The organism is Maritimibacter harenae (genome assembly GCF_009882975.1).
GTDB classification, from domain to species: Bacteria; Pseudomonadota; Alphaproteobacteria; order Rhodobacterales; family Rhodobacteraceae; genus Maritimibacter; species Maritimibacter harenae.
Map to the genome: position 1 here is coordinate 1 of NZ_WTUX01000012.1, position 26,274 is coordinate 26,274.

At 60.9% G+C, this 26,274-nt stretch carries 20 protein-coding genes and 1 pseudogene; 5 read left to right on the plus strand and 16 right to left on the minus strand.

Translation table 11 applies throughout. The features are described from left to right. Positions 1–414: 414 nt before the first annotated feature. Together GQE99_RS10265 and GQE99_RS10270 are read right to left on the minus strand one after the other, a co-directional pair. Complete coding sequence (locus tag GQE99_RS10265; RefSeq protein WP_161351528.1) at positions 415–3,270, minus strand: VapE domain-containing protein; 2,856 nt, start codon at positions 3,268–3,270, stop codon at positions 415–417. 138 nt (positions 3,271–3,408) lie between these two features. After that, positions 3,409–3,651, minus strand: a complete 243-nt coding sequence (locus tag GQE99_RS10270) for a hypothetical protein (protein ID WP_161351529.1) — start codon at positions 3,649–3,651, stop codon at positions 3,409–3,411. A gap of 336 nt (positions 3,652–3,987) precedes the next feature. Here GQE99_RS10270 and GQE99_RS10275 point away from each other — a divergent pair, with 336 nt between their 5' ends. From GQE99_RS10275 to GQE99_RS10295, 5 genes and pseudogenes are all read left to right on the plus strand, one after another. Beyond that, positions 3,988–4,503: a hypothetical protein gene (locus tag GQE99_RS10275; protein ID WP_161351530.1), complete on the plus strand. Its 516-nt coding sequence runs from the start codon at positions 3,988–3,990 to the stop codon at positions 4,501–4,503. A gap of 269 nt (positions 4,504–4,772) precedes the next feature. Further along, a complete protein-coding gene (locus tag GQE99_RS10280) occupies positions 4,773–5,447 on the plus strand; it encodes a helix-turn-helix domain-containing protein (protein WP_161351531.1) in 675 nt (224 codons plus the stop codon). Between the two features lie 134 nt (positions 5,448–5,581). Further along, a complete protein-coding gene (locus GQE99_RS21970; RefSeq protein WP_161351532.1) occupies positions 5,582–5,815 on the plus strand; it encodes a WGR domain-containing protein in 234 nt (77 codons plus the stop codon). 213 nt (positions 5,816–6,028) lie between these two features. Then, the gene (locus tag GQE99_RS10290) at positions 6,029–6,601 is read left to right on the plus strand and encodes a 3-oxoacid CoA-transferase subunit A (RefSeq protein ID WP_161351533.1); all 573 of its coding nucleotides are present in this window, start codon (positions 6,029–6,031) and stop codon (positions 6,599–6,601) included. After that, positions 6,598–7,150: pseudogene (locus GQE99_RS10295) on the plus strand (CoA-transferase). Before GQE99_RS10290 ends, GQE99_RS10295 begins: the two are co-directional and overlap by 4 nt. 308 nt (positions 7,151–7,458) lie before the next feature. Here GQE99_RS10295 and GQE99_RS10300 read toward each other — a convergent pair. From GQE99_RS10300 to GQE99_RS10365, 14 genes are all read right to left on the minus strand, one after another. Then, the gene (locus GQE99_RS10300) at positions 7,459–8,565 is read right to left on the minus strand and encodes an alkene reductase (RefSeq protein WP_161351534.1); all 1,107 of its coding nucleotides are present in this window, start codon (positions 8,563–8,565) and stop codon (positions 7,459–7,461) included. Between the two features lie 127 nt (positions 8,566–8,692). Then, on the minus strand, positions 8,693–9,601 hold the full coding sequence (locus GQE99_RS10305) for an MBL fold metallo-hydrolase (protein ID WP_161351535.1): 909 nt from the start codon (positions 9,599–9,601) through the stop codon (positions 8,693–8,695). Between the two features lie 20 nt (positions 9,602–9,621). Beyond that, the gene (locus GQE99_RS10310; protein ID WP_161351536.1) at positions 9,622–11,292 is read right to left on the minus strand and encodes a flavin-containing monooxygenase; all 1,671 of its coding nucleotides are present in this window, start codon (positions 11,290–11,292) and stop codon (positions 9,622–9,624) included. 39 nt (positions 11,293–11,331) lie between these two features. Then, entirely contained in the window at positions 11,332–12,408 is a 1,077-nt protein-coding gene (locus GQE99_RS10315; RefSeq protein WP_235917190.1) for an ABC transporter permease, read from the minus strand. Next, entirely contained in the window at positions 12,405–14,891 is a 2,487-nt protein-coding gene (locus GQE99_RS10320; RefSeq protein ID WP_161351537.1) for an ATP-binding cassette domain-containing protein, read from the minus strand. Before GQE99_RS10320 ends, GQE99_RS10315 begins: the two co-directional genes overlap by 4 nt. A gap of 25 nt (positions 14,892–14,916) precedes the next feature. Then, positions 14,917–15,996 carry a substrate-binding domain-containing protein gene (locus GQE99_RS10325; RefSeq protein WP_161351538.1) on the minus strand — a complete coding sequence of 360 codons (1,080 nt, stop codon included), beginning with the start codon at positions 15,994–15,996 and terminating at the stop codon, positions 14,917–14,919. Between the two features lie 351 nt (positions 15,997–16,347). After that, positions 16,348–17,385, minus strand: a complete 1,038-nt coding sequence (locus tag GQE99_RS10330; protein ID WP_328794085.1) for an alcohol dehydrogenase — start codon at positions 17,383–17,385, stop codon at positions 16,348–16,350. Between the two features lie 28 nt (positions 17,386–17,413). Then, the gene (locus GQE99_RS10335) at positions 17,414–18,862 is read right to left on the minus strand and encodes an NAD-dependent succinate-semialdehyde dehydrogenase (protein ID WP_202530721.1); all 1,449 of its coding nucleotides are present in this window, start codon (positions 18,860–18,862) and stop codon (positions 17,414–17,416) included. Positions 18,863–18,886: 24 nt separating this feature from the next. Then, positions 18,887–20,950, minus strand: a complete 2,064-nt coding sequence (locus tag GQE99_RS10340) for an acetate--CoA ligase family protein (protein ID WP_161351540.1) — start codon at positions 20,948–20,950, stop codon at positions 18,887–18,889. A 4-nt stretch (positions 20,951–20,954) separates the two neighbouring features. Further along, the gene (locus GQE99_RS10345) at positions 20,955–21,311 is read right to left on the minus strand and encodes a Zn-ribbon domain-containing OB-fold protein (RefSeq protein WP_161351541.1); all 357 of its coding nucleotides are present in this window, start codon (positions 21,309–21,311) and stop codon (positions 20,955–20,957) included. Next, the gene (locus GQE99_RS10350; protein ID WP_161351542.1) at positions 21,308–22,462 is read right to left on the minus strand and encodes a thiolase family protein; all 1,155 of its coding nucleotides are present in this window, start codon (positions 22,460–22,462) and stop codon (positions 21,308–21,310) included. The genes GQE99_RS10345 and GQE99_RS10350 overlap by 4 nt, the downstream gene beginning before the upstream one ends. A gap of 142 nt (positions 22,463–22,604) precedes the next feature. Then, positions 22,605–23,429 (minus strand): IclR family transcriptional regulator, encoded by an 825-nt coding sequence (locus GQE99_RS10355; protein WP_161351543.1) that lies wholly within the window; start codon positions 23,427–23,429, stop codon positions 22,605–22,607. Between the two features lie 271 nt (positions 23,430–23,700). Continuing rightward, positions 23,701–24,708, minus strand: a complete 1,008-nt coding sequence (locus tag GQE99_RS10360; RefSeq protein WP_161351544.1) for a phosphotransferase family protein — start codon at positions 24,706–24,708, stop codon at positions 23,701–23,703. Next, the gene (locus tag GQE99_RS10365; protein ID WP_161351545.1) at positions 24,705–26,270 is read right to left on the minus strand and encodes an AMP-binding protein; all 1,566 of its coding nucleotides are present in this window, start codon (positions 26,268–26,270) and stop codon (positions 24,705–24,707) included. Before GQE99_RS10365 ends, GQE99_RS10360 begins: the two co-directional genes overlap by 4 nt. Positions 26,271–26,274: the final 4 nt, after the last annotated feature.

Sequence of the window (26,274 nt, forward strand, 5' to 3'; positions counted from 1 at the left end):
TACGACAGGTGCCCGAAGGTCTTTCTGTCCGCCGTCGCACTCGCCGCAACTGTCATCTTCTGGCTTTGAAAATTAACGAGTCTGGAGCCTAGGTCACCGGCCAGCGGTCTTCTAATGACTTCAAGGGGCATTGCTGGCCGAAGCCGCACTTCAAACGAACCGAGTTCCATAGCTTGCGAAGGTAATCGGGGTCACGACGCTAGCACCCTCGTCCTCGTTGAAGAGTCCGCGCGGGTCGTCCGGACCCATAGCCCCAGGTGGCGTCGCGCCCGCGCTCGGCGAGACGCGACGTCATATCCTTTCTGACATGTACGCCGTGCGGCTTTCTGCGTCTCACGCCCAGGCGTAGGGCAACGGCGCGGTTTCACTGGGAGGAGCGTAATGTGCTTACACGGTTCTCACCGCGGTCGTTGGCTACGGGTCGTCCAGCCCAAAATCGAACTCCTCGAGATCGAGCTCTCGTTCGGATTTGTCGTTTTCAGGTTCCTCGCCGGGCAGGCGCACACTATGCGCCGGTACAGTCAACGGGCCGGGCTCCTCCGAGGTGCCAGCTCCCGGGCCGTCGTCCCGCGTATACCACCGTTTTTTTAGGCCATGCCGCCGAAGCTGCCTATCGTCGTAGGTCCAGCCCGGCAGGAATTTTTGCATCGCCTTGCCGTAGGTCATTGCGTTGGCATCGCGAAAGCCGCCGAGTACCGGGTCGCTGGAATACTTCTCGAACACCATATCGGCCGAAATCATGTTCCAGACCATAGGCGTATGGTCATTGTCGCACTGGTCAAACAGGTCGTCGTCAATGTGGACCCATTCGGATGCGGCCGCCGGCTCATCGAGGAGTTCGCCAATCCGTCCAGCCATGATCTCGGCAGGGGTCAGCTTGCGACTGCCAAACGCAATCTCGTCGCGAATCTGCGTCGCTTCTTTCGAGTGCAGGTCGAGGTGGAGTTCGCCCTTGGGCTGCTTGTCCCGCCAGTCAATGTACCGCTGGTAGGCTTCGCCCCAGATCATCCACAAGCTGTCCTTGAGGTGGTCCCGGTCAATTTGATCCTTCTCGCTCTTCTCGGTCCTCCAGACCCAATACCGCCGAGTCGAAGTGGGATCCGTAAGATAGTCGGACTCGTTTGACGTACCCACGAACACCGATTGCCGATCGAAAGTCGCTTCGCGCTTGGCGTAGGCGAGCCGGTGCGTGTCCGACGAGGAGGAGAGCTGCATCTTGAGCGTGTTGGAGTCCGCTTTCTTCGCAGCAGTCATTTCGGCCATCTCGACGGCCCAACGGCCACGCAGTTGCTCGATCACCCGGTCGGTCTGGTGCAGGTCGCACTTCAACTCGTCAATGAAGCCGAGAAAGAGGTAGGACCAGAATGTGGACTTCCCAGAGCCAGTCGGCCCTTCGATGATAGCCATTTGGTCGAACTTGCAGCCCGGTTCGAAAATGCGGGCAATCGCAGCGATGCAGAACATCGCCGAGGACTCGCGATGGAACTCATCATCCGGGCAACCCAGGAACTCCTGCGGAAGCCGGTCGAGGAGCCCAGTCGGCTGTCCCTTCTTGAGCCACTTCCGATGCAGTGCCTTGATCTTCTCTTTGACCGGGTGGATCGTGTTGCGCTTCGCCCCCGCGATCACAGCAGCTTCGATGTTCTGCTTGGAAAAATCGACCTCGTAGCCGCCTTCGCTTTTGGGCGCCGAGCACATGAGCAGAATCGACTGATCATCCGAGTCCTCCCAACGCCGCCCATAGGCGCGCTGGCTCTTGCGGACGGGCGTGGACGGCAGGTGCAACCCCTTGGAGCGCAGCCCAATCAAGCACACCGGGTCAAAGGTGAACTCGTTATAGGCGATAGCCTGCGTGATCCGGCTATCGTTCTGGCAGATAAGGGAGATATTATGCGCTACTTGCTTGATCTCGCCAGTCGGGCTCCCGCCTTTGCGCAAGAAACGAGTCTGCCAAGCATCCGGGTCGTCCTCCTCGACGTCTTCCTCCTCGTCCCCGGCGTCCGGCTCATCCGGGTCGTCACCGTCGTCGTCCGGCAGATCATCGAACATGTCAGCGAGGTGCCGCGCCGTCTCGTCGTGAACGGTTCTTTCCTCCTCCGGTTTCTCATCCTCGTCGTCGTCCTCGAAGTCATCTTCATTGTAGTCCACGAACTGGTCGATCAACGGGGCGGTGACTTCTTTCGCAACAGCCGGGATCGATTCGGCGAGTTCCATCATTTTCTTTGAGGACGGCAGATTGCCGATCGCGGTGTTGCCGTGTGCTTCCGCGTCGAGGTGCCCGTACTTGTGCAGACGGACCATGTCCCACGCGTTCGCGGCCCCCTGAAGCGGGTCGGTGCTATGGTTCGAGTAAATGAACGTGTCGCCGTCGTAGACGACTGCACCGTTCGACGCGGAGCCTGCGGTGTAGGTGTAGCGAGCTTCGTCCGTCCCCGCTTCGCCTTCGACGTAGACGTCGGGCAGGAAGGCATCGATGGCCGCGGAGATGGAGTAGGTCCGGCAGAAGGCCCCGATCCAACCCGGCTTTTCGCGCGGATCCTCCATCTTCACGTTCGGATCGGGCAGCCCGGCAGACGTCTCTCCCCGTTGCTTGGGCAGGTTGTAATGGTCCGTCCAATCCACGTTCTGCGCGTCCAAGAAATCCATGCCGTCGAGGACTTCGCCGTCGCTGAAGTGGACGAGGTATTCCTGATCCCGACAATGTGCGGGCCTATAGGCGATCTGGTTGTTACGAAAAGAGACCCGATCAGGGATTTCGATGGCCTCTTCCGGATCGTCGGCCAGCATGAGGGCAAGGGAGCGGGCAATCGCGTGCGCCTCCTCAAGCCCGACCGGTTCTGCAAGCGGCACAATGATCCGCCAGCGCGGGCTATCGGGCGAGTGCGACCGAGTGGTGTGTGCGAAATACCGAAACTTGTTAATCTCGGCCTCGCCGTTGATGATGAACGCAATCTGTTCGTGGCTCACGTTGTCGAGATCGAAGGCAATAGCCGAGATGTTCTTCAGATGCGTGATCTTGCGAACACCGCGTTCGTAGTGCCCGAATTTGTAGTAGCCCGAGGACGCCTTCACGTTGGCCTTCTGATCTACGTCCATCTTTTTGTAGGAGCCGAACGAGCGGTCATCGACCATGGGGTTTTTGAGCACCCAGTAAAGCTTGGAGTCCGGCCAGACTTCGTTCTTGCACTCGCCACGGTGCGTGCCATGGGCGACGTTGAGTTTGACCCGAGGTTTGACCTTTTCCGGGCTGTGGATTTCCAGGTTCGCCATTTAGTCTCTCCAGTCTCGTGTTTCTGCGTGATGCGGCGGGCCTTACGAGCCCAGGCTGATATTGTGAGCGCCAAGCCCCCCGAACCAATGCCCGTTGCAGTGGCGCGGGCCTCCAAGATCAGGGCTGAAGAAACGCGCTCACGCTGCAAGGTTGAGGTCGAGCAACGATGAACGAATGCACTCAACGCGGTCGCGCCCGCGTTCCAGATGCGTCTTCGGGCTGCCAGAACGGCTTTCCCGGCCAACCTGTCCCCGCACCACCGTGCGACTGCATTGAGAGGCCGGCAGAGCAAATTCTCCTTTGGTGGAGTAGACCGCGGCGCGAGTGCTGGAATTGCTTCGCGCGTCGGTGTCGGTCGTCAGGGCGACTTTGGGTTGCATGTCTCTTCTCCCTTCAGATGGGCCCCATTTGCGTATCAACATCTCTCACTCAGGTACATAAATATTTTCACTTGAAAGATGAAAACTTAGCCGGTAAGAAAGTGGAGCAACGGCAGATTCGCCGCTCACACACCAAACACACGGAGGTGCCCCTACGATGCCCAAAGACCCGCACGCCAATCGTCAGGCCGACCTGTTTGCCAGGACCTGCGAGGTCCCCGGTGCGCGTCAGAGGGAGGCGGCCACCAGACAAGCGGAGGTCCCTGAGGGATGTGAAGTAGCGTCAGGCGCCCGGCTGGCACCTCGAAGACCTACAGAAACCAGAAAGGAACCAGAATGACGGACATGGCGCTAGAGGACCTCATTGCAGAGCAGCTTGAGGCTATAAGCAGACTCACCCACGCAGTCGAAGAAAACACGAAGCAGCACGCGCACTTCGCTCGCGTGGCAGAAAAAGCCCGCCGGGCTTCTGAGGCGTCCCCTGCCGAGAGATGGGCAGATATCATAGTCGAACGGGATACGACGGGCTCTGCTGTGCCGACGACTTCGACAGACGACACCGACGGCCCTTATTTTTACTTCGAGCTGACCCCTTGTCAGGCCGATGCCTTGGTCGAATCGTTTCTTGCCACCGACGATGAAGAAGCCTTGCAGCTCGAGCGGCAGCAGTTCTTGAAAGAGCTGGTTGCGCAATTTCGGGTCGAGTCCCACGCAGACATTCGCACGGACCTTGACCGTGGGATTTTTGGGAGCTTTCTCGTGAACTGGGCCCCCGGCCGTGACAATCTGGACTTCCACGTCGTGTTCCCAGACGGATTGCCAGAAACGCCGAGCACGCCGCCCCAGGTGTAGGAACCCGACGAGCTCGGTCACGACTTGGGAGCGAGAGAGGGACGCGAACCTACCTTGCACTGACCTGCAGAAGCATGTGGCGCAAGCTCTCGCTGCCCGCAGGATGTTCTTCCTGCGGGCGACAGCCTTGACCGTTTTTCGGGGCGCCACCAGGCGTTTCCGGCGAGGGAGATAGGCCCTTTGCACCGGCCTTCTTTTTTCATTGAGGATGTGTATCTCTTCTCCTAAAAGGTGAAGCTTCACGGGCGCTGTTATGTGTGGAGGGCGACATGGTTCAGGAAACGACAGAACAGTTCGGACGAAGACTCGCGCAAGCACTCGAAGCTTTCCCAGAAGCGCCACCGACGTCTCATGGCAGACTCACTTGGCTTAAACGTGCGCTTGAGAAGAAAGCCGGCGTCAAGGTTAGTGTGAATACGGTCCACAAATGGGTGAACGGCGTGTCGCGCCCGAGAGAGGATAACATGCGGGCATTGGCCCGTGTGCTAATGGTTGATGAGCTATGGCTCGCCATGGGGCGGCGCCCCGTCGATCATGGGGAAGCCGCGCCGCCTACGCCTGAGCGCGCGCACGGGGTCGTGCTCCTTGTCGCGGGCATGGTGGAGGTCAACGGCGGCCGCGTTACTTTCCCGGACGCAGAAGCGGAGGGCACGCCACATTTGCATGTGAATTGGAACGGCGAGCAGTTCGGGGTAGTCGCGGTCCTACCGCAAGCGAAAGATGGATCATCCATCTCCTTCGTTATCCCCGAGCCCGTTGGAGACGCGCGCGTTGTGGCGGTCATTCAAGATGGAGACACCCGCCTCCTTGACCTCACAGAGGTCCCCCGTCGCACCTTCGGTGGTTTCTCGGTTACGAAGATCAACGCCGTTGGGGCGGGCCAATACGAGACGGAGGCGGGGGAGGAGATCCCAACCTTCTTCCAGACCAAGATCGTGAGCTGACCAAGAGCGGGCACAAAGCCTGCAACTTGCAAGTCGCGTTGTGGCTTGTCCGACAGCCAGTCTGTGCGACACTGACCCTATGCGGAGCGCGCGCCAGCACACCCGATGCGCGCGCATATGGGGAGTTGCCGCGTATGGTCGTGTGCCTCCAGAAAGTCGATCCCAGCCGCAACCAGGCGCGCTTCTACGTCCTGGAAGTGAGCCGGACGCTATTTGAAGAATGGACCCTCACGCACCGGTGGGGCCGGATAGGATCTTCCGGTGGCCAGTCGTTGACCGTGAATTACGGATCAGAACTGGAAGCGTTGGCTGCTTTGGCCCGGGGTAAGCAAGCTAAGATCAGACGTAACTACGCCGAATTTGCGTAGGCGAGACTTCGAAAAAGCCTGCCGCACAATAAAGATTGTGTAATGGGCGTGTTATATCCATTTCCAACAGTGCCGCCGATCCATTTAACTCAGCCGGTTTGTTCACCATGCGCACAGGAAAAGCCGCCAATTGAACAAAGGTCAAGCTGCGAACGAAACCGCTGGCAAGCCCCGGCCCGCGCCTCTATCCCAAGGGCTGAAGGAGGAGCGGACATGGACAAGACCACCCCGAGCACCGCCGAGGCGGTCGCGGGCATTGCGGACGGCGCGACGGTGATGATCGGGGGCTTCGGCGGTGCCGGTTCTCCCATCGAGCTGATCCACGCGCTGATCGACCAGGGCGCGCGCCACCTGACGGTGATCAACAACAACGCCGGCAACGGCCACGTGGGGCTCGCCGCGCTGATCGAGCAGGGCCGCGTCGACAAGCTGATCTGTTCCTTCCCCCGCTCCGCCGACCCGACGGTTTTCGTGGAACGCTACAAGGCCGGCAGGANACGCTCCTACGTGCAGGAGCGTTGGCTCAAGGCGGATTTCGCGCTGATCAAGGGCGAGCTCGGCGATCCACACGGGAACCTGACCTACCGGATGGCCGCGCGGAACTTCAATCCGCTGATGGCGACGGCCGCCGCCACGACCATCGCTCAAGTGACGCGGATCGTCCCCCTGGGCGGGATCGCGCCCGAGCATGTCGTAACACCCGGCATCTACGTCGACCATGTGGTCGAGATCTCCGATCCCGCGCAGGAAGAAGCACTGAACCGGGCGGAGGCCGTCTATCCATGACCGACATCGCCGACATCAAGCTTTCCAACGCCCAGATCGCCTGGCGCGCCGCGCAGGACATCGANCTTCCACTCCGAGAACGGCGTGCTGGATTTCGGCCGCGCGCCGGAGCCCGGGGACGAGGATTGGGACCTGATCAACGCCGGCAAGAAGGCGATCACCCTGAAGCCCGGCACGTCCTTTTTCGACCAGGCCGAAAGCTTCGCGATGGTGCGCGNGAACTGGTCGACCGGCAAGGGCGGCATCCCGGCCGTGGGCGGCGCGATGGACCTGGTACAGTCCGCCAAACGCATCGCGGTGCTCACCGACCACGTGACCAAGACCGGGGCGTCCAAGCTGGTCGAAGCCTGCACCCTGCCCCTCACCGGGGTTGGCTGCGTGACCCGCGTCTATACCTCGCTCGCCGTCATCGACGTGGCGGACGGGCGCTTCATCCTACGCGAGAAGATCCCCGCGCTCTCTCTCGACGACCTCCGGGCGCTGACCGGCGCCCCGCTTCACACCGACGGCCCCGTGGCCGACCTCACCTGCCCAAAGGAGCTGGCATGAACGACGTCTGTGGTTATGTCGACATTCTGTTCGCACATGCGCCCAACCGCACAACCGAATCTCGGATAGTTCAAAGAAGACCCTGATGCCGCTTGATATCGTGAGCGATCCAGCTTCATGGACGCTGACAAAAAAACCGATTGAGCGACAACAAAAGCGCTGTCAACCTACAAACTCCGAAAATGAAGCCCATTGCGCCGGATGAGTTCAGGCAGAATCCTCGTGGTGTGGCGCCGCGCACAAAACAATGCAAAACGATCCAGAAACTTGTCTTCGCCTGGCATCTCTAACGCGTCGACGTACAGCCTTCAAACTGCTGCGATGTCATCGACATAGCCTTCGCGCCCACCAGCATAAATTAATTCAGTACGTGGCTGTTTGAGCGGCGCTCCTGATTTCAGGCGCTCGACGAGGTCAGGGTTGGCGAGAAATGGCCGTCCGAAGGCGATGATGTCGCACTTCCCTGCCGCCAGTTCCGCCTCGGACTCGGCACGGTCGAATTGGCCCGCCGCGATCAGGAGGCCCGAGAAATACTCGCGCGCAATTGCCACGACATCTGCCTTTGGCATCGGAGCGTCGCTGTCGACGTTACCGGACACGCTCGGGCGTATCACGTGGACATAGCCCACACCGCTGCGCTCGGCATGTTTTAACTTGGCGATGTAGATGCCGAGAGGATCGTCGTCATGGATGTCGTTGAACGTGCCGAAAGGCGAAAACCGAATGCCGACGCGATCATGGCCGAAAACCTCTGCCACCACCGCGATTACGCGATCTTGCAACCTGAGCCTGTTTTCGACCGACCCGCCCCACGCGTCGGTGCGAAGATTGGTGTTGGACGAGGCGAATTGTTCCAACAGGTACCCGTTCGCGGCATGTATCTCCAACCCGTCAAATCCGGCCGCCTTCGCATAGCGCGCGCATTGAGCATATTCGGCGATCACCTGTTCGATGGCGGCCTCCGACATTTCCATGGGAACCGGCATCTGGACCTGCACGCCGCCCTGTTTGTCAGAGATATTGAACGCGTCGGCCGCAACCGGCGACGGCCCGATGACGTCATGCCCAGTGGGAAGATTGTCTGGATGCGAGATACGCCCGCAATGCCAGACCTGAAGAACCGCCTTGGCCCCGCCTGCCTGAATGGCGGCGACAACCTTGGTCCAGACATCGAGGTGACGGTCACACCACAGCCCCGGCGTGCGGGGATACCCTGCCGCGCCCGCGCTGCATTGGGTGGCCTCCGTAATGATCAGCCCAGCCGAGCTGCGAGCACCATAATAGTCCGGCGCATAATCTGCGGGCGTCCACCCACCATCGAGCGCGCGGTGCCGCGTCATTGGCGCCATGGCAACCCGGTTTTGCAGGTCGAAAGCGCCCAGCTTCGCTGGTCCGAAAAGATCGGTTCCGGTCATGATAATACCTCCCTCGCCCGGCGCCCGCGGCGGCATCCGGAAATGTCGCATGTGAATTCGCCCGGTTGGACCGGACAAAGCCGGTCCACCACGCCCAGACGTGGATCGAGCGTCCGCCGATCCCGTTTCAGGGATCGCGCGGCGTCACCGGTTGCGGGACGAAACGATAGGTCCCGTCTTTGGCATCCACGATCGTTCCGACGCCCGGAAACGCAAAGTGATAGCCGTGAAAGGTGATGTCCTCCGCGACGACCTTGTCGAAAATGTCTGCCTTCGCTTTCGCCCCCATATCGGGGTCGGAATCGTAATCCATGTGGAAGTACCATTCCGGATGGTGCGGGTCGTAGACCTCGTGGTGTGCCAGATCGCCCGTGAACACCATCTTCTCCCCGTCGCTTTCGAACAGGAAAGCCGTCTGACCCAACGCATGACCTGCGACCGAGAAGGTCGTGATACCCGGCGCGATCTCGTCCCCCATCTTGAACAGCTTCAGCCGATCCCGATAGGGCGCGACCGCGTCCAGCGCCACCTGCGTCCACGGCCCGAGATGCGTATTGGTCTCTTTGAGGTTGTCCTCGTTGGTCCACTCTTCCCAATCCGTCTCGCAGACATAGAGATCGGCGTTTGGAAAGACCGCCGTGCCGTCGGGATTGATCAGGCCACAGGCATGGTCCGGGTGAAGGTGCGTCATCAGAACCGCGTCGACATCTTCCGGCGCATAGCCCGAGGCCCTCAGGTTTTCGACCATCCGGCCCATCATGTCGCCGAACCAGTCAATCGAACGTCCCATCCCGGCGTCGATCACGTACACCTTGTCGCCCGTGTTCATGAGCACCGGATTCAGGTCCATCGGGATGTAATCGGCAGGAAGAAGGTATTGCGCCTTGAGCCGGTCCATTTCTTGCGCATCGGCGTTCGGATAGATCCCTTCATAGCTGTGATGAATCCAGCCGTCCCAGATAACCGTGCCTTCGAAAGCCCCGATGCTGAACCGATACCAGCCGGCATTCTGATCCTTTTTCAGTGGCGCTGCCATGATGTTCCTCCCCTATTGCCCTAAGAATTCGCGACGCTTGTCGGGCGCGTCGCAGACTCTGCATTCGTGCCGGGTTCTTCGCCAAACGCGAAGCCTTTGTAGCCCGCATCGGTAATATCCTTCACGTCGCTCATGTATTGGGCCATGCCTGCCATGTAGAAATAGTTCTGGCGCGACTTGCCTTCGACGTTGGAGCCGTTGATCCAGCTATCGGTTTTGGAGAAAAGCGTCATGGCTGCAACTTCGTCACACGCTTTGACCCACTCATCCTCGGCCTTCTGCGTGACCTCGAAACTTCCAGCGCCGCGGTCCAGCGTTTCCTTGATGGCTCCGGCGATCCAGTTCACCTGCCATTCGTGTACCAGCGGCTGGCTCGTGAAAGGGCTAAACGGTCCAAAGATCATGAACATGTTCGGAAACCCGGAAATGCACAGGCCCATCATTGCGGTCGGGTGGTCTTTCCACTTGTCCGCCAGGGCAAGCCCGTCGCGTCCCGTCGTGTCGATCTTCAGGTAATTGCCGGTTATGGCGTCAAACCCGGTGGCGTAGATGATCACATCGACCTCGATCACGCGGCCCGACTGGAGCTTGAGACCCTCCGCCAAAATCCGGTCGATCCGATCTTCCTTCACGTCGACAAGGGTGACGTTGTCCTTGTTGAAGGTCTCGTAATAGTCGTCTGTCGCGAGCGGCCGTTTGGCATAGAAATCGCTCGGCATCAGCTTTTCCGCGGTCTCGGGATCGTCGACGATCTCGGAGATCTTCTTGCGCACGAAATCGGTGGCGGCCTTGTTGGCGGCTTCATCCACGATGATGTCCGAGAACGTGTTCAACATGAAGGCAAAGCCGTTGCCGTTTTGCCAGGCGTCTTCGAACACGCGCTCGCGCTCTTCTGCCGTTACGTCATGCGCCGAGATGGTGGCTTCCTTAAACCCAAAGACGGCAGCCGTATCCAGTTGCCAGTCCCGGAAGGCAGCCGGGTCTTCCTTGATCCGGGCGCGTTCGTGTTCGGGGAACGGGCCACAGCCAAGGGGCACGACGTATTGTGGCGTCCGTTGCAGGACAAAAAGCTCGTCCACACTTTTGGAAAGCTCTACGATCATCTGCGTCCCAGTCGAGCCGGTGCCGATCACGGCCACCCGCTTGCCGGAGAGGTCTGCGTCGTCGGGCCAACGGGCGGCGTGGTGAACGATGCCCTTGAAGTCGGCTTCGCCCGGAAAAGAGGGGACTTTGGTAGAGGACAAAAGCCCCACGCCCTCGATCACGAATTTCGCGCGGAAGGTCTGGCCACCGGCTGTTGTTAACTCCCACTTGGCCAAGTCTTCGATCCATTCCGCTTTCACGATGCGGGTTGAGAAATTGATAGACCGTTTCAGATCGTGCTTGTCCGCAACCGCGTTCATATAGGACAGCACTTCAGGCTGAAGCGGATACCGTTCGCTCCACTCCCATTCCTTCATCAGGGTTTCATCGAACGAGTACTGATAAACATGCGCTTCCGTGTCGACGCGGCAGCCGGGGTAACGGTTCCAGTACCAGGTACCGCCCACGCCGCCAGCGTCGTCGAAGGCCTGCGCGTTGAGGTCAAGATCGTCGCGCACCTTCTTCAGTGCATACAGCCCGGCAAACCCCGCGCCGATAACGGCCACGTCTAGTTCGAGACCGTTAAGTCCTTGTGCCTCTCGTGTCATGTCTCACTCCCTTTTTAATTCTCACCGATCGTATCGGTGTCAGGACTGCGTCGTCCCTTTTTCCAAATCTTGCTTGCTGGCAGCGACGCTTGCGCCTGCCGCCAGTCGTGGGTTGCGTTTAAGAAGGCGAAGAATATCGTCGAAATTCCGAAGCGCGGTGGCCACAACGACTGCAACCGCCTGAACCAACAACTGCCCTGCCGTGCCGGCCCCCATGGCCAGAACAAGCTGGCCAAGCTGGACCATGAAGAGCGCTGCGACCGCGCTTGCCAGAACGCTCCCCGTGCCACCGCCGAAAGCTGTGCCCCCGACCACCACAGCGGCGATCCCCGGCAGCAGGTATTCGGGCCCGGCGATATGCGAGGCCGAGCCAATCACGCCGGACAGCAGGATACCCGTGACGGCGAAACAGGCGCTCGCAAAGGCATAGGTCCCGATGATGTACGCATTCACATTGATCCCGGCGGCCAGCGCCATACGCGGCGCGGCGCCGACAAACCGATATTCGCGACCAAGCCTCGTGCGGTTCATGACAAACGCGACGACAGCGATAAAAGCCACGGCGACCCAAAGTGTCGCGGGCAGACCGAGCAGCTTGCTCGACGCGAACGCCTCGATCCCCGGTGGCGTCACGCTGACCCGGTTCCCGGAAATCATCCGGACCAGACCAAGGAAAATGGCATTGGAGGCAAGCGTCGCGACAATCGGCATAATGTTGATACGCGACACGAGGACGCCGTTGAACGCCCCAAGAACAAGGGCCGCCAGCAGCGTGACCGCCACACCAAGACCGTCCATGCCTAAATCGGCACCGAACCGAGCCGCCATGACGCCTCCGAGGGCCACAAGCGCTACCACCGACATGTCCAACCCGCGCAACTGAATAACGACGGTTTGCCCGATCGCGACAATGGCCAATAGGGACGCGAAGGGCAGCATCGCCATAAGTGAGGTGGGGCGCATGGTGCCGGGTGCAATGACCAGCGACACCAAAAACAGCGCCACCGTCGCGATCCAAATCCACCCGAAATCACCGACCTTAAAGGACCGGTGTCGGGTCCTCGAACCCGAAGTCGCTGCAGGCATGTTTTCAGTATTCCGCGCATCCGACATCATGACGCCAACACCCTCTTCCGGCTGAACGAATAAAGCGCGACCGAGGCCAGGATCATGACGCCAAGGAGGTAAGAACTCCACGCGCTGTCGAGCCTGATAAACGATGCGACCTGATTGACCTGCACGATCAGCACCGCGCCCAGGAACGCGCCGAAAAATGACCCCCGCCCGCCAAACAGCGACGCACCACCGATAACAGCCGCCGCGATCGAGGACAGGGTGTAGCCAAGCCCGGCCCGCGCGTCGCCGATCCCGACCTGCGCGATCAAGGTGATCCCCGCGATGCCCGCAAGCATGGAACAGCCGACATAGGCCAGCAGCCGCATGGCGCGCGGAGACACGCCCATGACCCGCGCCACTTCGGGCGCCGATCCATGTGCGCGTAGCCGAAGCCCGGTCGGCGCTCCTTTGGAGATGCGTTCCAGCAGCAGACCCAACGCAACGGCCACCAGAAAACCGATCGGAATGAACCAGACGCGTGCTGCGATCCCGTCGAGAATATCGAAATCCGTCATGCCGCCCGGCATCGGTCGCAGCAGAAGCGATACGGCCTGCAACCCCAAATAGGTTGACAAAGTCGCGATCAGCGGATGTAGCCTTACGATATCGGTCAGGGCGAAGTTCAAGACGCCGACGCCGACGGCGGTCGCAAGGATTGCGCCCCATCCAAGCATCTGCATCGCGGTAGACGCATCATCAAACAAGAAGAACGATCCGACGACGCCAACCAGACCCATCAGCGGACCGACGGACAGATCGATGCCGCCGACAAGCATCAGCATCTGCTGCCCGTACGATACGAACGCCAGCGTCGCGACCAGCGTCATCATCGCCGCAAGTCCGCGCGGGGTCAGGTAGGTCGGATTGATCGATACGGCCACGATTCCCAGCAAAAGGATCGCGACACCGACAATCGCAGCCGGAGCCCAGTCGCCAGCCGCCCAGTGCACGAGAGGCGACACCCGTTTTTCGCTCCGCTTGCGTTCGCTCGTGGCGCGCAGGATCGCGCCGGTGATCGCATTGTCGCTCAGTCCCTCGCCGTCCAAACGCTCAAGGATCATCCCGCGCGAGAACACGTTCACCCGGTCACACAGACCGGCAAGTTCGCTTGAATCCGAAGACAGCACGATGACCGCGACGCCCGAGGCCGCGATCTGCCTCAGAATGCCGTAGATTTCGGATCTGGCTCCCACATCCACACCCTGCGTCGGCTCATCGACCAAAAGGACCGAAGGTCTGCGCGCGATGACGCTCGCCAGAATGACTTTCTGCTGATTGCCGCCAGACAGGTTCCCGATCAGCGTTTCAACGTCGGGCGTCTTGACGGAATACGCCCGGATCGCCTCTTGCGCCCGTTCGACTTCCCGCTGCGAATGCAGGATCGGACCCGCTGCGTTCTGGCCAATCGACCGGATCGAAAAATTCTCGCGCACGGACAGGGTTGGCGCCATGCCTTCGCGCAACCGGTCATCGGGCAGGAAAGAAAACCCGGCGCGCAGCGCGGCTTTCGGCGATGAAACTGACACCTTCTTGCCGCCAATGACGACCTGACCACCCGACGGCGCGTTCAGACCGGCAAGCGCCCGCAGGAATTCGCGTTGTCCGTTTGCATCGATCCCGGCAAGCCCGACGATTTCGCCCTGCCGTACGAACATCGATACGTCATGAAACCCACGACCAGTCAACCCCTGAACGTCCAGCACGTGTGGCGCGTCAACCTCGATGTCGACCTTGGCCGGAAATTCCTCGTCCAGAGGCATTCCGACAATCTTTTCAATGATATCCGCCTCAGACAGCCCATTGGCGTCGCAGGTGTCAATCGTCTGGCCATCGCGCAGGATCGTCAGGCGATCGGCGATGGCCTGAACCTCTTTGATCCGGTGCGAGATATAAACAATCGCGCAGCCCGACGCGGCAAGCGCACGGATTTTTTCGAACAGCAGCGCCACGTCTTCGGCGACAAGATGCTCCGTCGGTTCATCCAGAACCAGCACGCGAACGTCGCCGGACAGCGCCTTGACGATCTCAACGATGAACCGCTTTTCTGGATTGAGCGTTTCGATCCGCGTATCCACATCGATGTCGCAATGCTCGCTCCATGACGCGATTGCGTCCCGTGCGAAGTCACGCATTTTTCGGACCGGGGGCCGTGCATCCTGCGGCAAGGCCAGAAAGATGTTCTCGGCAACAGTCAGGTCGGGCAAGAGGTGCGGCTCCTGCCGCACGATGGTCAAACCGAGTTTGCGGCAAAGCTCCGGGTTGCCCGCCACATCCTGACCGAGAAGGGACACACGCCCCTCCTCTGCCAACGTAGCGCCAGAGGCGACTCCCATCAGGGTGGACTTGCCGGCGCCATTTTCGCCGACAAGTCCGTGTACCTCACCGGCGAGGACAGAAAAGCTCACGCCATCTAGGGCCTTAACACCCGGATAGAATTTGCTCACATCCTTGAGTTCAAGGCATGTTTCCTGCGCATTCGACATGACTCGCCGTTCCTTGAGTGCCCGATTACCGGTTGAAGATTTCCTGAAGCTGCTCTTCAGTCAGAGCGGCAGACAGGTCGGCATCCGGCGGCGCATTGGGATCACAGGCAGGCGTCAGACCGCCAAAACTGTCGGCAAAGGCCGGGAACGAAACCGACACAGACTCGTCGTTCTCTGTGCCCTGGTGGATGGCCATCGCCTTGCGCAGACCATACCGCGCCAGACGGTTGAGACCGTCGACCGAGAAGTATTCCCATTCGGCGTCGGTGCCTTCGTCTTCGACGAACATGCAGTTCAGTTCGTTGTTGCTTGCAACCGTCGCGATAGCCGGAACATCAAGGCCCGCCTGTTTGAACGCACGAACGGCAGCCACGGCAGTCACGCCATAGTCGGTCACCACCACGTCAATATCGTCAAACTGCGAAATCGCGCCCGATACGGCCTGCTGGGCATCCGTCGCGGACCAGTTGGTGACGACGTAATTGTCCTGAAGCAGGCTGACACCCTCATAGGACTCCAACCCCGCCTTGAACCCGTCAAGGAAACCCTGGGACGACGCCGAACCGGCGAGACCGCCAAGGAACAGCACGTTGGCATCGGGGATGTTGTTCCCGACCCAATCGGCCCAGAGCTTGCCGGTTTCTTGTTGGTCGATGTAAATGTTTTCCGAGAAGTCGCGACCGGCTTCACCGTTGATCTTTGAGAAATACGGCACCACGGTAACACCGTCGCGCATTGCGGAACGGTAGGCCGGAATGGACGCTTCGCCGAAATCGGTGAAGGTGACGATGATATCGACGCCCTGTGCGACCAGGCTGGAAATGTCGCCATTGTATTTCTGCGCGTCACCGGACGCATCCATATAGATGACGTCTTCGATGTTGGCGCATTTAGACGCTTCGTGCCGGAATTCGGCCAAGCTCGTCAGACGCCAGGTGTTGCCGCCGAACCCGTCGGTCAGTGCGACGGTGACCGGCTTGTCTCCACACATTGGGGCAATATCTGCGCCGATGTCGGCCTGCACGTCCTGCGCCAAGGCGCCGGATGAAATGCAGCCCATTGCAAGGCCGGCCACAAGACCAGCGTATTGTTTGGGGTTCTTCATCTCTTTCCTCCTTTTTGCCAGGTCAAAGCCGTGCGAACGGAACAAGCTTACCGGGCCTACAAGCAGCGAATGCTTGCGGCTGCCCGCCCATGGACGGGGCTGCATGTTCCAATTCCAAGGCCTCCTAGCCCTCCCAAAGCGCTCATCCGGCGTACCGATCTGAAGGCGCTGAAACGAGCCGACCATGACGCTACGTTTGAGTCAAATTTGCGGTTGCGCAGAGCGGTACAGAACGATTCTTTTGGATTTTTTTCATTCTTTTCTTAGTGATTCCTATTCTCCATCGCGCAACACATGGGTGCGAACTTGAAGCTCGGCGCGTCCGGAACATGCCCGGCTCGCCCGCGTCCGTCAGGGCATCAACACGGCGCGACCGACGATTTTCCCCTCGACCAGCCGGTCCAGCGCGGCGTTGGCGCTGTCCAGGTCAAAGGTGATGGTTGGAAGCGATGGAACCGATTTGCTCGTCACCAGCTCCATCAACTCGCGAAATTCAGGAAGCGAGCCCATGTAACTGCCACGGATCGTCACGCTCTTGATCGCGATCATCACCAATTGCCATGGGCTGGCCCCGCCGAAGAGGCCGACGACAACCATCGTGCCATCCTTGCCAAGGCACTCGAACCCCAGCTTCGTCGTCGCCTCGGCACCGACGAAATCGACAACGGCTTCGGGCGTTTTGCCCACGGCTTTCGTGATCTGATCCTGTGCATCGAGCGCGGCCCCATCGATGGCCGCCGCGGCGCCAGCATCCAACGCTGCCTGCCGCTTAGCCGGATCGATATCGACGACGACCGGGGGCAACCCGCCCATGGCCTTGACCAGCCCGACCGCCATCAGGCCAAGCCCACCAGCGCCGATCAGAACCGCAGGCGTCCGGTCCAGCAGGTGCTCGACTTTCTTAAGGGCGCTGTAGGTGGTCAGCCCCGAACAGGCAAGCGGCGCGGCGTGTTCCGGGGCCATGTCGCCGATGGGGAAGAGATACCGTTCATGCGGCACGCGAACTTGCGTGGAATAGGCGCCGTCCACGTGCACACCAAGAAACCGAGGCGTCGCACAGAAATTCTCTTTGCCCTCACGGCACAGGTCGCAATCGCCGCAGCCGTTCCACGGATAGACAAGGTAATTGGCGTCCCGGTTAAGATCGCCCGGCACATCCGGGCCCACCCGCGCGATCCGCGCAACGGGTTCGTGCCCCATGATATGCGGCAAGTGCATCCCGCGCTCTTCGAACGACAAGCGCTCGCCATGCCCAAGGTCATAGCCGCCATCGCGGATATGCAGGTCCGAATGGCACACCCCGGCGGCCAAGACATCCATGATAATCTCGGACCCCTCGGGGACCATGTCTTCCCGATCTTCCGGCACGAGTGGCGTACCGAATTTCACAACACACTGACAATGCATCGAAACCTCCCTACTTGAGACTGACGAATTTGGGGATGCAATAGGCCGCCAGCCCCTCCGGCCCGCCTTCGCTGCCCCAGCCAGACTGACGGCGCCCGCCGATAGGGCTGTCTTCGAAAACGATACTGAAACTGTTGATCCCGACCATCCCGGCATCCAACCGGTTCGACAGGTCATTGGCGGTCTCGTCCGACGCGGTGAACGCATAGGCGCCCAAGGCGAAAGGGGTCGCATTCGCCACTTCAATCGCATCGTCGAGATTGCGGAACCTGTTTATGATCGCCAGCGGGCCAAAGGGTTCGACCGACATCACGTCCGCACTGTCGGGAACGTCCGTGACCACCGTCGGCTCATAGAAAAAGCCGTCGCGGTTCAGCCTGCGCCCCCCCAGACGAATGGTGCCGCCCTTCGCTTCCGCGTCGCGCACAAGGCCCTCGATCGCATCGACGCGCGCCTTATTGGCCAGCGGACCCATCGTCACGTCCGGATCGAGGCCGTCACCGATGGACACGTCTTTTGCCTGCGCCACGAAGCTGTCGATGAACCGGTCGGCGATGCTGTCATGCACGAGAAACCGGGTGGGCGACACACAGACCTGGCCGCTGTTGCGAAACTTCGACTGAACCGAGGCCGACACCGCTTCGTCAATGCCCGCGTCCTCGCAGACGATGACAGGTGCGTGGCCGCCCAGTTCCATGACGCATGGCTTGGCCAGACGCCCTGCCCGTTCGGCGAGCAAGGCCCCAACGCGGGTCGAACCTGTAAAGGCGACCTTGCGGATGACCGGGCTGTCGATCAGCGGATATACGCTCTCGTCCGGATCGCCATAGACGACCTGAACGACACCCGCGGGGAGACCCGCCATGTCCAGCGCACGCACGACGTATCCAAAGGCCGAGGGCGTCTCCGGCGCGGGCCGCACCACGACCGAACATCCGACAGCAAGGGCCGAGATCATCTTGCGGGCGGCCAGCGACGTCGGGAAATTCCACGGCGCGATGGCCAAGACCGGGCCGACCGGTTCATGTTTCACGCGCAAATCGCGAAATCCGTCGCGCGCCGGAAGGAGCCGGTCGGCAATGTCGCGTGCGGCATTCGGCGCCCATTCGAACATCGCGATGCAATTGCCGATCTCGGTCATCGCTTCGGCGCGCGGTTTGCCCATCTCAAGCACAAGTTGGGTTGCCGCTTCTTCCTGCATCGTGCGCAGATGATCCGCCGCTTTCGACATCAGAGCCGCGCGCTCATTCAGGCTCCATGCCTTCCAGATCGCAAACCCGGTCTCGGCGGCGCTCAACACCTCGTCGATGATGGCCGGGGTCGCTGCCGGGCAGGCGCCGATCTGTTCACCGGTCGCAGGGTTCCAGACCGGAGACGAAGCGTCGGTGGCGCTCACCCACCGTCCGTTCACAAAGAGTTCCGGGTTCTTGTATGTCGTCATTTTCACAAGATCCTCCAATTTCAGGTCTCGCGCCTTGATCCGTCAGATCGGCGTACGTTGTTCGACCAGCGCGTCGGCGGCGATGGCACCTTGGGGCGTCGTTATCAGCGGGTTGATATCCACGGACTGCACCGATCCTTCGGTCAACAATTCGGCCACGCCACGCGCTGCCGCGAAAACGGCCTCAGTGTTCAGTGGTGCCGCGCCGCGCACACCGGCAAAAAGCGGCCCGATCCGCAGCTTTGACAGGGCGCTCGCGACATCGTTTTCGTCGAAGGGCGTCAGGAGCAAACGGTTGTCTGGCATCGCTTCGACCGCGATCCCGCCTTCGCCGACGACAACCACGGGGCCGAAGACGGGGTCGAGGTATCCGCCGACCACCATCTCGTGCCCCGAGGGTACCATCTCGGCCGCCAAGATGCCTTCGAATGGCACGTTCATGTCCGCGAGCTTGTCTTGAATTGCGCGGAAATTGCTTTCCACCTGGTCCGCTGTGTTCAGCCCGACGCGCACCAACCCATGCTCAGACTTGTGCGGAACGAGCGACGAGTTCGCCTTCAATACGATACCGTTTGGCGCGACCTCGAGGAACGCAAGCGCCTGCGCAACATCCTTACAGATTTCGCGGTTCGCGACCGCGACACCCCGCTGGGCGATTCTATCCAACGACCGGTTCTCGTCCAGTGTTTCGCCAGCCTTTCCGGGGGTCATGACGACAATGTCGCCCCCTGCGGCTTTTTGCATAAGCGACCGATGATTTGAAAACTGGGCCAGCGCACGTACGGCAGCGTCCTCGGTCTCGAACGTGGGGATCCCGTAGGCGGCAAAAGCCTTTCTCACTTTGTCCTGTGGGGCGGCAAGAACGACGGGTTTTTTCGCCTTCTTTGCAAAAGCAGCGGTGTCACGCGCGAAACTGTCCACATCATATCCCTCTCCACTGACTGGGATCCCGATGATGATCATATCCACGCCATCGTCTCCCCCGGCGTGAGGAAGGACTTTACCCAGCAGACCGCTGTCGGTCAGCAAGGCCGCCGTGATGTCGATCGGGTTCCGGCTGGCCGCGAAATCGGGAAGTACGTCGCGCACCGCCGCCTCGGTCTCGGACGAGAAGACGGCCAGTTCAAGCCCATATCGTTCGATTGCATCAGCCGACAGAACGCAGGTCGCCCCGCTGTTCGACACCACCGCAACACGGCGTCCACCTGCGGCCCACCCTTGCAGGTAAATCTCAGCTGCCTCCACCAGGGCTTCGGTGCCTTCTGCACGCCAGATCCCGTGGCGCTCGAAAAACGCGTCAACGATCCGGTCTTCACTTGCAATGGCTCCGGTATGCGACTGCGCCGCGCGTTGCCCATCCGGGGACCGGCCCGACTTCAACGCGATGATCGGCACGCCACGCTCGCGCGCGATCTTGGCGGCGCGGGCAAGGTGTGTGGGGTCTTGAAGTTTTTCAAGGTAGATCAGGCAAAGCTTCACGCTTGGGTCAGCGACCACTTCCGCCGCAAGTTCCCCGACCGTGACGTCCGCGTCGTTCCCCGTCGCGTGGCAATGCCCGATGCCCAGCCCACGCTGGCGCAGCATGTGATACGGCACCACGCTCATCCCGCCGCTTTGGCTGATGCAGGCAATAGGCCCCGTCTCGGGCGGGATTTCCACGAACATCGTCGAAAAGTTCAGGATGGCGCCGTTGTTGAAGTTCGCAAGCCCTTGACTGTTCGGCCCCACGATCCGCATCCCCGCGGCCCGTGCGACCTCCAGCATTTCGGCCTGCGCGGCGCGCCCCGCCTCGCCCGTCTCGCCAAAACCGCTGGCCATGACGATACAGGCTTTGACCCCCCGATCCGCGCAATCCCTGATCGTGCCAAGCACAAGATCCTGCCCTACCGCAACGATGGCGACATCCGGCACCGTCGGGACTGAGGCGAGATCAGGATAACAGGTCAGTCCCTGCACGACCTCGCGGCCCGGATTGATCGGATAGATATCGCCCTTGAACCCCTGCTCCAGCATAAAGCGGATCGGTCGCCCGCCGACCTTTTTGGGGTTCTGAGACGCGCCGAAAATCGCGACGCTGGATGGATTCAAAAGGGCCTGCAACGACATAGCCTCACCTTTCTTTCATGAAGTACGGAAGCCCGTATTGGCCATCCGGCAGCAAACAGACGCGGTCACCGACCCGTAACTCGGTCTCGCACCCCGACATGATGCGCGGACCATCGTCCAGATCGATCAGGGCGATGGCGTAGGGCAGTCTGCTTTTCCACTCGGGCGTGGGCGCACGATGCATGATCGTCACCGCAGCCACACGCCCCGTGGTGGCGGTCCGCCAGTCCAGTGTGTCCGCTTGGCAGACCACGCAGAACGGCCTCGCAAAGGCCTGATTGCTGCCGCAGGACGTACAATGCTGGAATGCGACGTCACCACACGCAAACACCTCGCCAACGTGTTCGAAAATAGCCTTCATCTCGCCCCCTGGTCCGCTCGAAGCACGAGGCCGACATGGGCCGACAGCACGCCGCCATCAGCGTGGACGTACCCGACCTCTGGCGCGTTGCGGACCTGACGGTCGCCCGCGCGGCCCTGTAGCTGCCGCGTCGTTTCGACCAGATGCGCCATCCCGCCCGCAACGCCGCAATGGCCGTAACTCAAAAGCCCGCCATGCGTGTTAATCGGAAGTCCATCATCGTCGTGCGCGCCTTCGGCGATCTGCCGCCCGGCCGTCCCAGGCGCAGCGAATCCGCAGGCTTCCAGCAGGATCGCGAAGGTAACCGTAAAACTGTCGTAGATGCCCAGAATGCCGACATCAGGTCGCGTAATCTTAGCTTCGGCGAATGCACGATCCGCCGCTTCGCGGGCACCGAAGCCGCTCCAGTCCTTGATCGCCGTCACGTGCTGATGACGATGGGCTTGCCCGGCGCCGGCCAGCCGCACCGCGCCCTGCGCAGACGGCTTGGCCGAAATCAGCAAGGCCGCCGCGCCGTCGGAAATCGGACAGCAATCGGCAAGCCGCAAGGGGTCGGCGATCACGCGCGTGTCCATCGCCTCCTCGACCGTGATCGGGTCAGGAACATGCGCACCTTCGGTCATGCCGCCGTGACGGCGCATGTAGGCCGCGATGTGGGCAAGCTCCTCGCGCGTGGCTCCACTGTGAGCAAGGTAGTGGGACGCGAGCAAAGCGTAGTAACCGGGAACCGTCGCACCAAAAGGCACCTCGTGATCCGCATGTCCGACCTGCGCCAGCGTCTTGATCGCCTGATCCCGACCGCCTTCATTCGTCAATCTGTTTTCGCCCGCAACGACCAGCACATTCCGGTACCGACCGGCTTCAACCAAGAGCTTTGCATGCATGACCATGCCCGCGCCCGTCGCACCGCCAAGCTGAAGCGATACGGCATAGGCCGGGTCCAACCCGAAATGTTCGCAAAAGCGCGTCGCCATCATAAGATGCGGCATTGCTGTCGAATAGCCGGTCACCAGCCCATCGACATCGGCGCGCTTAACGCTCGCGTCGTCCAGCGCCTGCCCTGCCGCGCGGGTCATCAGATCCAGACTGTCGAGGCCTTCGTGGCGCCCAAACGCCGTCAGTCCGACACCAGAAATGTAGGCAGCGCCCATTGCGACACACCTCTCCCATTCGCCCGCACGGCTGGGCGCGCGGCACGTCATTCGTCCAGACACGAAGCCCGGACATTCGCAATTCGGATCCGTGAAGATCCCTCCCTCAAACAGAGCGGTCGTTGCCGCACTGCCCTTTTACTTACGCAATCGCGTCCGCCACTTGAGCGGCCGGCAGTCTGAGACGTTTCTCCACTTCGTCTCGGGCGCTGCGCAGCGCCTTTATTGCCAAATCGCGGCGTTCGCCGGACAGGCGGTCCGATATGGCCGCAACCGACAGAGACGCAAGAACTTCGCCAGCCGGGTTGCGTATCGCGATGCCCATGCCGGACATGCCCTTGGCCACGAAGCCGGGCAAATCGGTAAATCCTAGCTCGCGCGACCGCTCGACCTCGGTCGCAATTTCCTCGACCGTCGGCCGGTAGAGCGACAACCGATCGCGCTGAAGCTCAATCAAGCGTGGCCGTTCTTCGTCCGAACTCCAAGCGAGAAGAGCCATGCTCCCCGCACCCACGCCAAGCGGACGACGCCCGCCCACGTTCAGCGACAGCGCCTGCACCGGATAGGTGCCAATGTTGCGCTCGACACACAACGAATCGAGCCCGTTCGGCACGGACATGAAGGACACGTCCTCCAGCTTTTCGGTCAGAACCCCCAACACAGGCCGCACAATCTGCTGCAGGTATCGCGTCGATGGCGGCACCCCCAGGCTTGCACGGAAGTCATCGGACACGCGGTAGCACATACTCCGATCCCGGCTGATGGCGCCCAGCGAACACAAGGTCGAAAGCATGCGCGACGTCGTCGTCTTGTGCAAGTCCAGCGCTTCCGAAATATCCCGCGACCGCAAACCGGGCTCAGGCGCAGAGCCGATCAACCGCAAGACGGTAATCGCCCGCCCAACGCTGTGGAGAGGGCCCGCCTCGGCACCCCGAGATGTCAGCTTATCGTCTTCCATTTCGATCATGTCCCCCAGAATGAAACACAAGGATGCGTCCCAATAAACATGAAATCATGGTTTTTTGAAACGGATTGCACTTCTGTTTCGCTCTCCGCAACACAGTGACGCCGGGTGTCATTCGAGGGAATCACACCCATCAACGCAGATGAAAACGAGTGCGCGCGGAGCGTCCAGCGCGCGGGAATCTCCCAAAACACAGAGATGTCTCGCGTGGTTTGGAGGCGGCTTGGACACAAAGGTCCACGCGAATGAGGGCAAACAAATGCCGTCCGTCCAATCAGGAAAGACCAGCGGCTTCCAACGCCCGCTCTGCAAACCGCTCTGCGAGAGGCCCCAACTCGCTCGCTTCCGAAGATGCCGCACTGCCTGACCGCACCCGGTCCGCGATCCCGACGAATATAACCGAGAACCGGAAGAGCGCGAAGGCGACGTGGAACGGCCGAAGCGGGGACGTCGGCAAAGCGTGCTGCATGTATTCTTCAACGAACGTCTGTTCCGTTGGAATTCCGGCCGCCTTCCAATCAGTGTCCCGCACCCCGCCGTATTCGTCCGTGGCTGTCCGCCACGGCATCACGGCATAGCCAAGATCTGCCAGCGGGTGGCCCAGCGTCGCAAGCTCCCAATCGAGCACCGCGATCACCCGTGGTTCGGTCGGGTGGAACATAAGATTGCCAAGCCGGAAATCGCCGTGCGCGATGGACGTCGCGCCATCGTCCGGCGGCATGTTTTCCGGCAGCCAGTCGATCAGACGGTCAAGCGCCGGAATGCGCGGCCCGTCCGACTGCGCGTATTGCTTCGACCAGCGCGCAATCTGCCGCTCGAAATAATTTCCCGGACGACCGAAGTCGCCAAGGCCCACCTCATCGGGCCGAACCACATGTAGCCGGGCAAGCGTTCGCGCGGCATCCAGGTACATCTCGCGGCGATCCGTCTGGGATACGCCCGACAGGCTGTTGGTTTCGAACACCCGCCCGTCGAGCCGCTCCATGACGTAAAACGGCGTGCCCAGAATGCTGTCATCTTCTTCCAGCCAAAGTGCGCGCGGGACTGGAACCGCCGTGTCCGCCAGCGCCCGCAAAACCCTGAACTCCCGCTCGATCGCATGAGCGCCTTTCAGGATCGGTCCGTCCGGCTTTTTACGCAGGACCATCCGCGTGCCCCCAAAATCGACGAACCAAGTCGGGTTCGATTGCCCGCCGCCGATCCGTTCGGTCGTCAGGCCGGAATGACCCGGCAATTTAACAGAAAGCCAACGCTCCAGCACCGGAAGGTCGAGCGCACTCATAGCGTGTCCTTTGCTTGTTCACGAAGCACGAATTTCTGGATTTTGCCCGTCGCTGTTTTGGGCAACTCTCCAAAAACGTAGTGCTTGGGTCGTTTGAACCCGCTGAGATGGCCCCGGCAAAAGGCATCCAGATCGGCGGGTATCACGGTTGCGCCGGTCCGGGTCTCGACGAAAGCGCAGGGCGTTTCGCCCCATTTCTCGTCCGGTACGGCCACCACGGCGGCCAACAACACATCCGGATGGGCATGGAGCACATTCTCGATCTCAATCGATGACACGTTTTCGCCACCCGTGATAATCACGTCCTTGGCCCGGTCGCGGATCTCGATCTGACCGTCGGGGTGTTTCACAGCCAGATCACCGGTGTGGAAATGACCCCCGGCGAATGCCGCTTCGGTGGCCTCCGGATCGCGGTAATATCCCGCCATAATGGTGTTGCCGGTCAAAACGATCTCACCCATCGTCGCACCGTCCGCAGGCACGTCCGCGCCTGTCTCATCCACGACGCGTGCGCGTCCGGCAAGGATGTGGCCGTGGCCCTGCCGGGCCAGATAGGCGGCCTTGTCTTCGGTCGAACCGAACGCTTTGTCCATCGGATCGTTCAACGTGTTCGGACCGTAGCTTTCGGTCAGACCATAGAGATGAACAAGCTCGAACCCGCGCGCGCCAAGCCCGGCGATCAGTGTTGGCGTTGGCGCCGCCCCACCCGTGGCCACCTTGACCGAGACGCGCATATCCTCGGGCGCCGTGTTCAGAAGCATATAGAGAACGACCGGCGCGCAACTCATGTGAGTCACGCCGTGCCGCCCGATCTCCTCTAGGATGAGTGCCGGGTCCGCCCTGTCGAGGCATACGCTAAGCCCGCCCGCCGCAACAATGGCCCATGTCTGGCTCCACCCGTTGCAGTGGAACATCGGCAGGGTCCAGAGCAGCCTGCTGTCCGGCCCGAACCCCATGGCCAGAACATTGCCAAGCGCATTCAGCGCGGCCCCTCGATGCGTATAAACAACGCCCTTTGGCCGTCCCGTAGTCCCGGAGGTGTAGTTCAACGCGAGGGCGTCGGTTTCTGCATGTGGAAAGCGCGTAAGATCGAGCGGCGACGTTGCCCCCGAGAACAGGTTTAGCCCCTCGCCCGACTCCGGATCCTGCGACAGCGTATGAACGGGAACGTCCACGGTTACCTTGGGATCGGTCGATGCCTCTACGATGAGCAGCTTCGATCCGGCGTGATCCAGAATATACCCAACCTCCTCCGCCGTTATCCGCGTGTTGATCGCGTTCAGAACCGCACCGACCGCCGGAACCGCGAAATGGGCTGCCAGAAGCTCGGGGCGGTTGGTCAGCATCATGGACACGACATCACCGGGTCCGACCCCTTGCCCGGTCAACCAATCCGCCAGACGGGCGACGAGTTCGCCAAACTCTCGATACGTCCACCTATCTTGCCGCCAAGCGACTGCGGGACGGTCCGGATGCACTTCCAACGTCCGTTCCAGAAACCGAAGCGGCGTAAGGGGCGTGGTATTCGCCTTGCACGGCGCGAGATGGGCAACAGTGAACATGGCC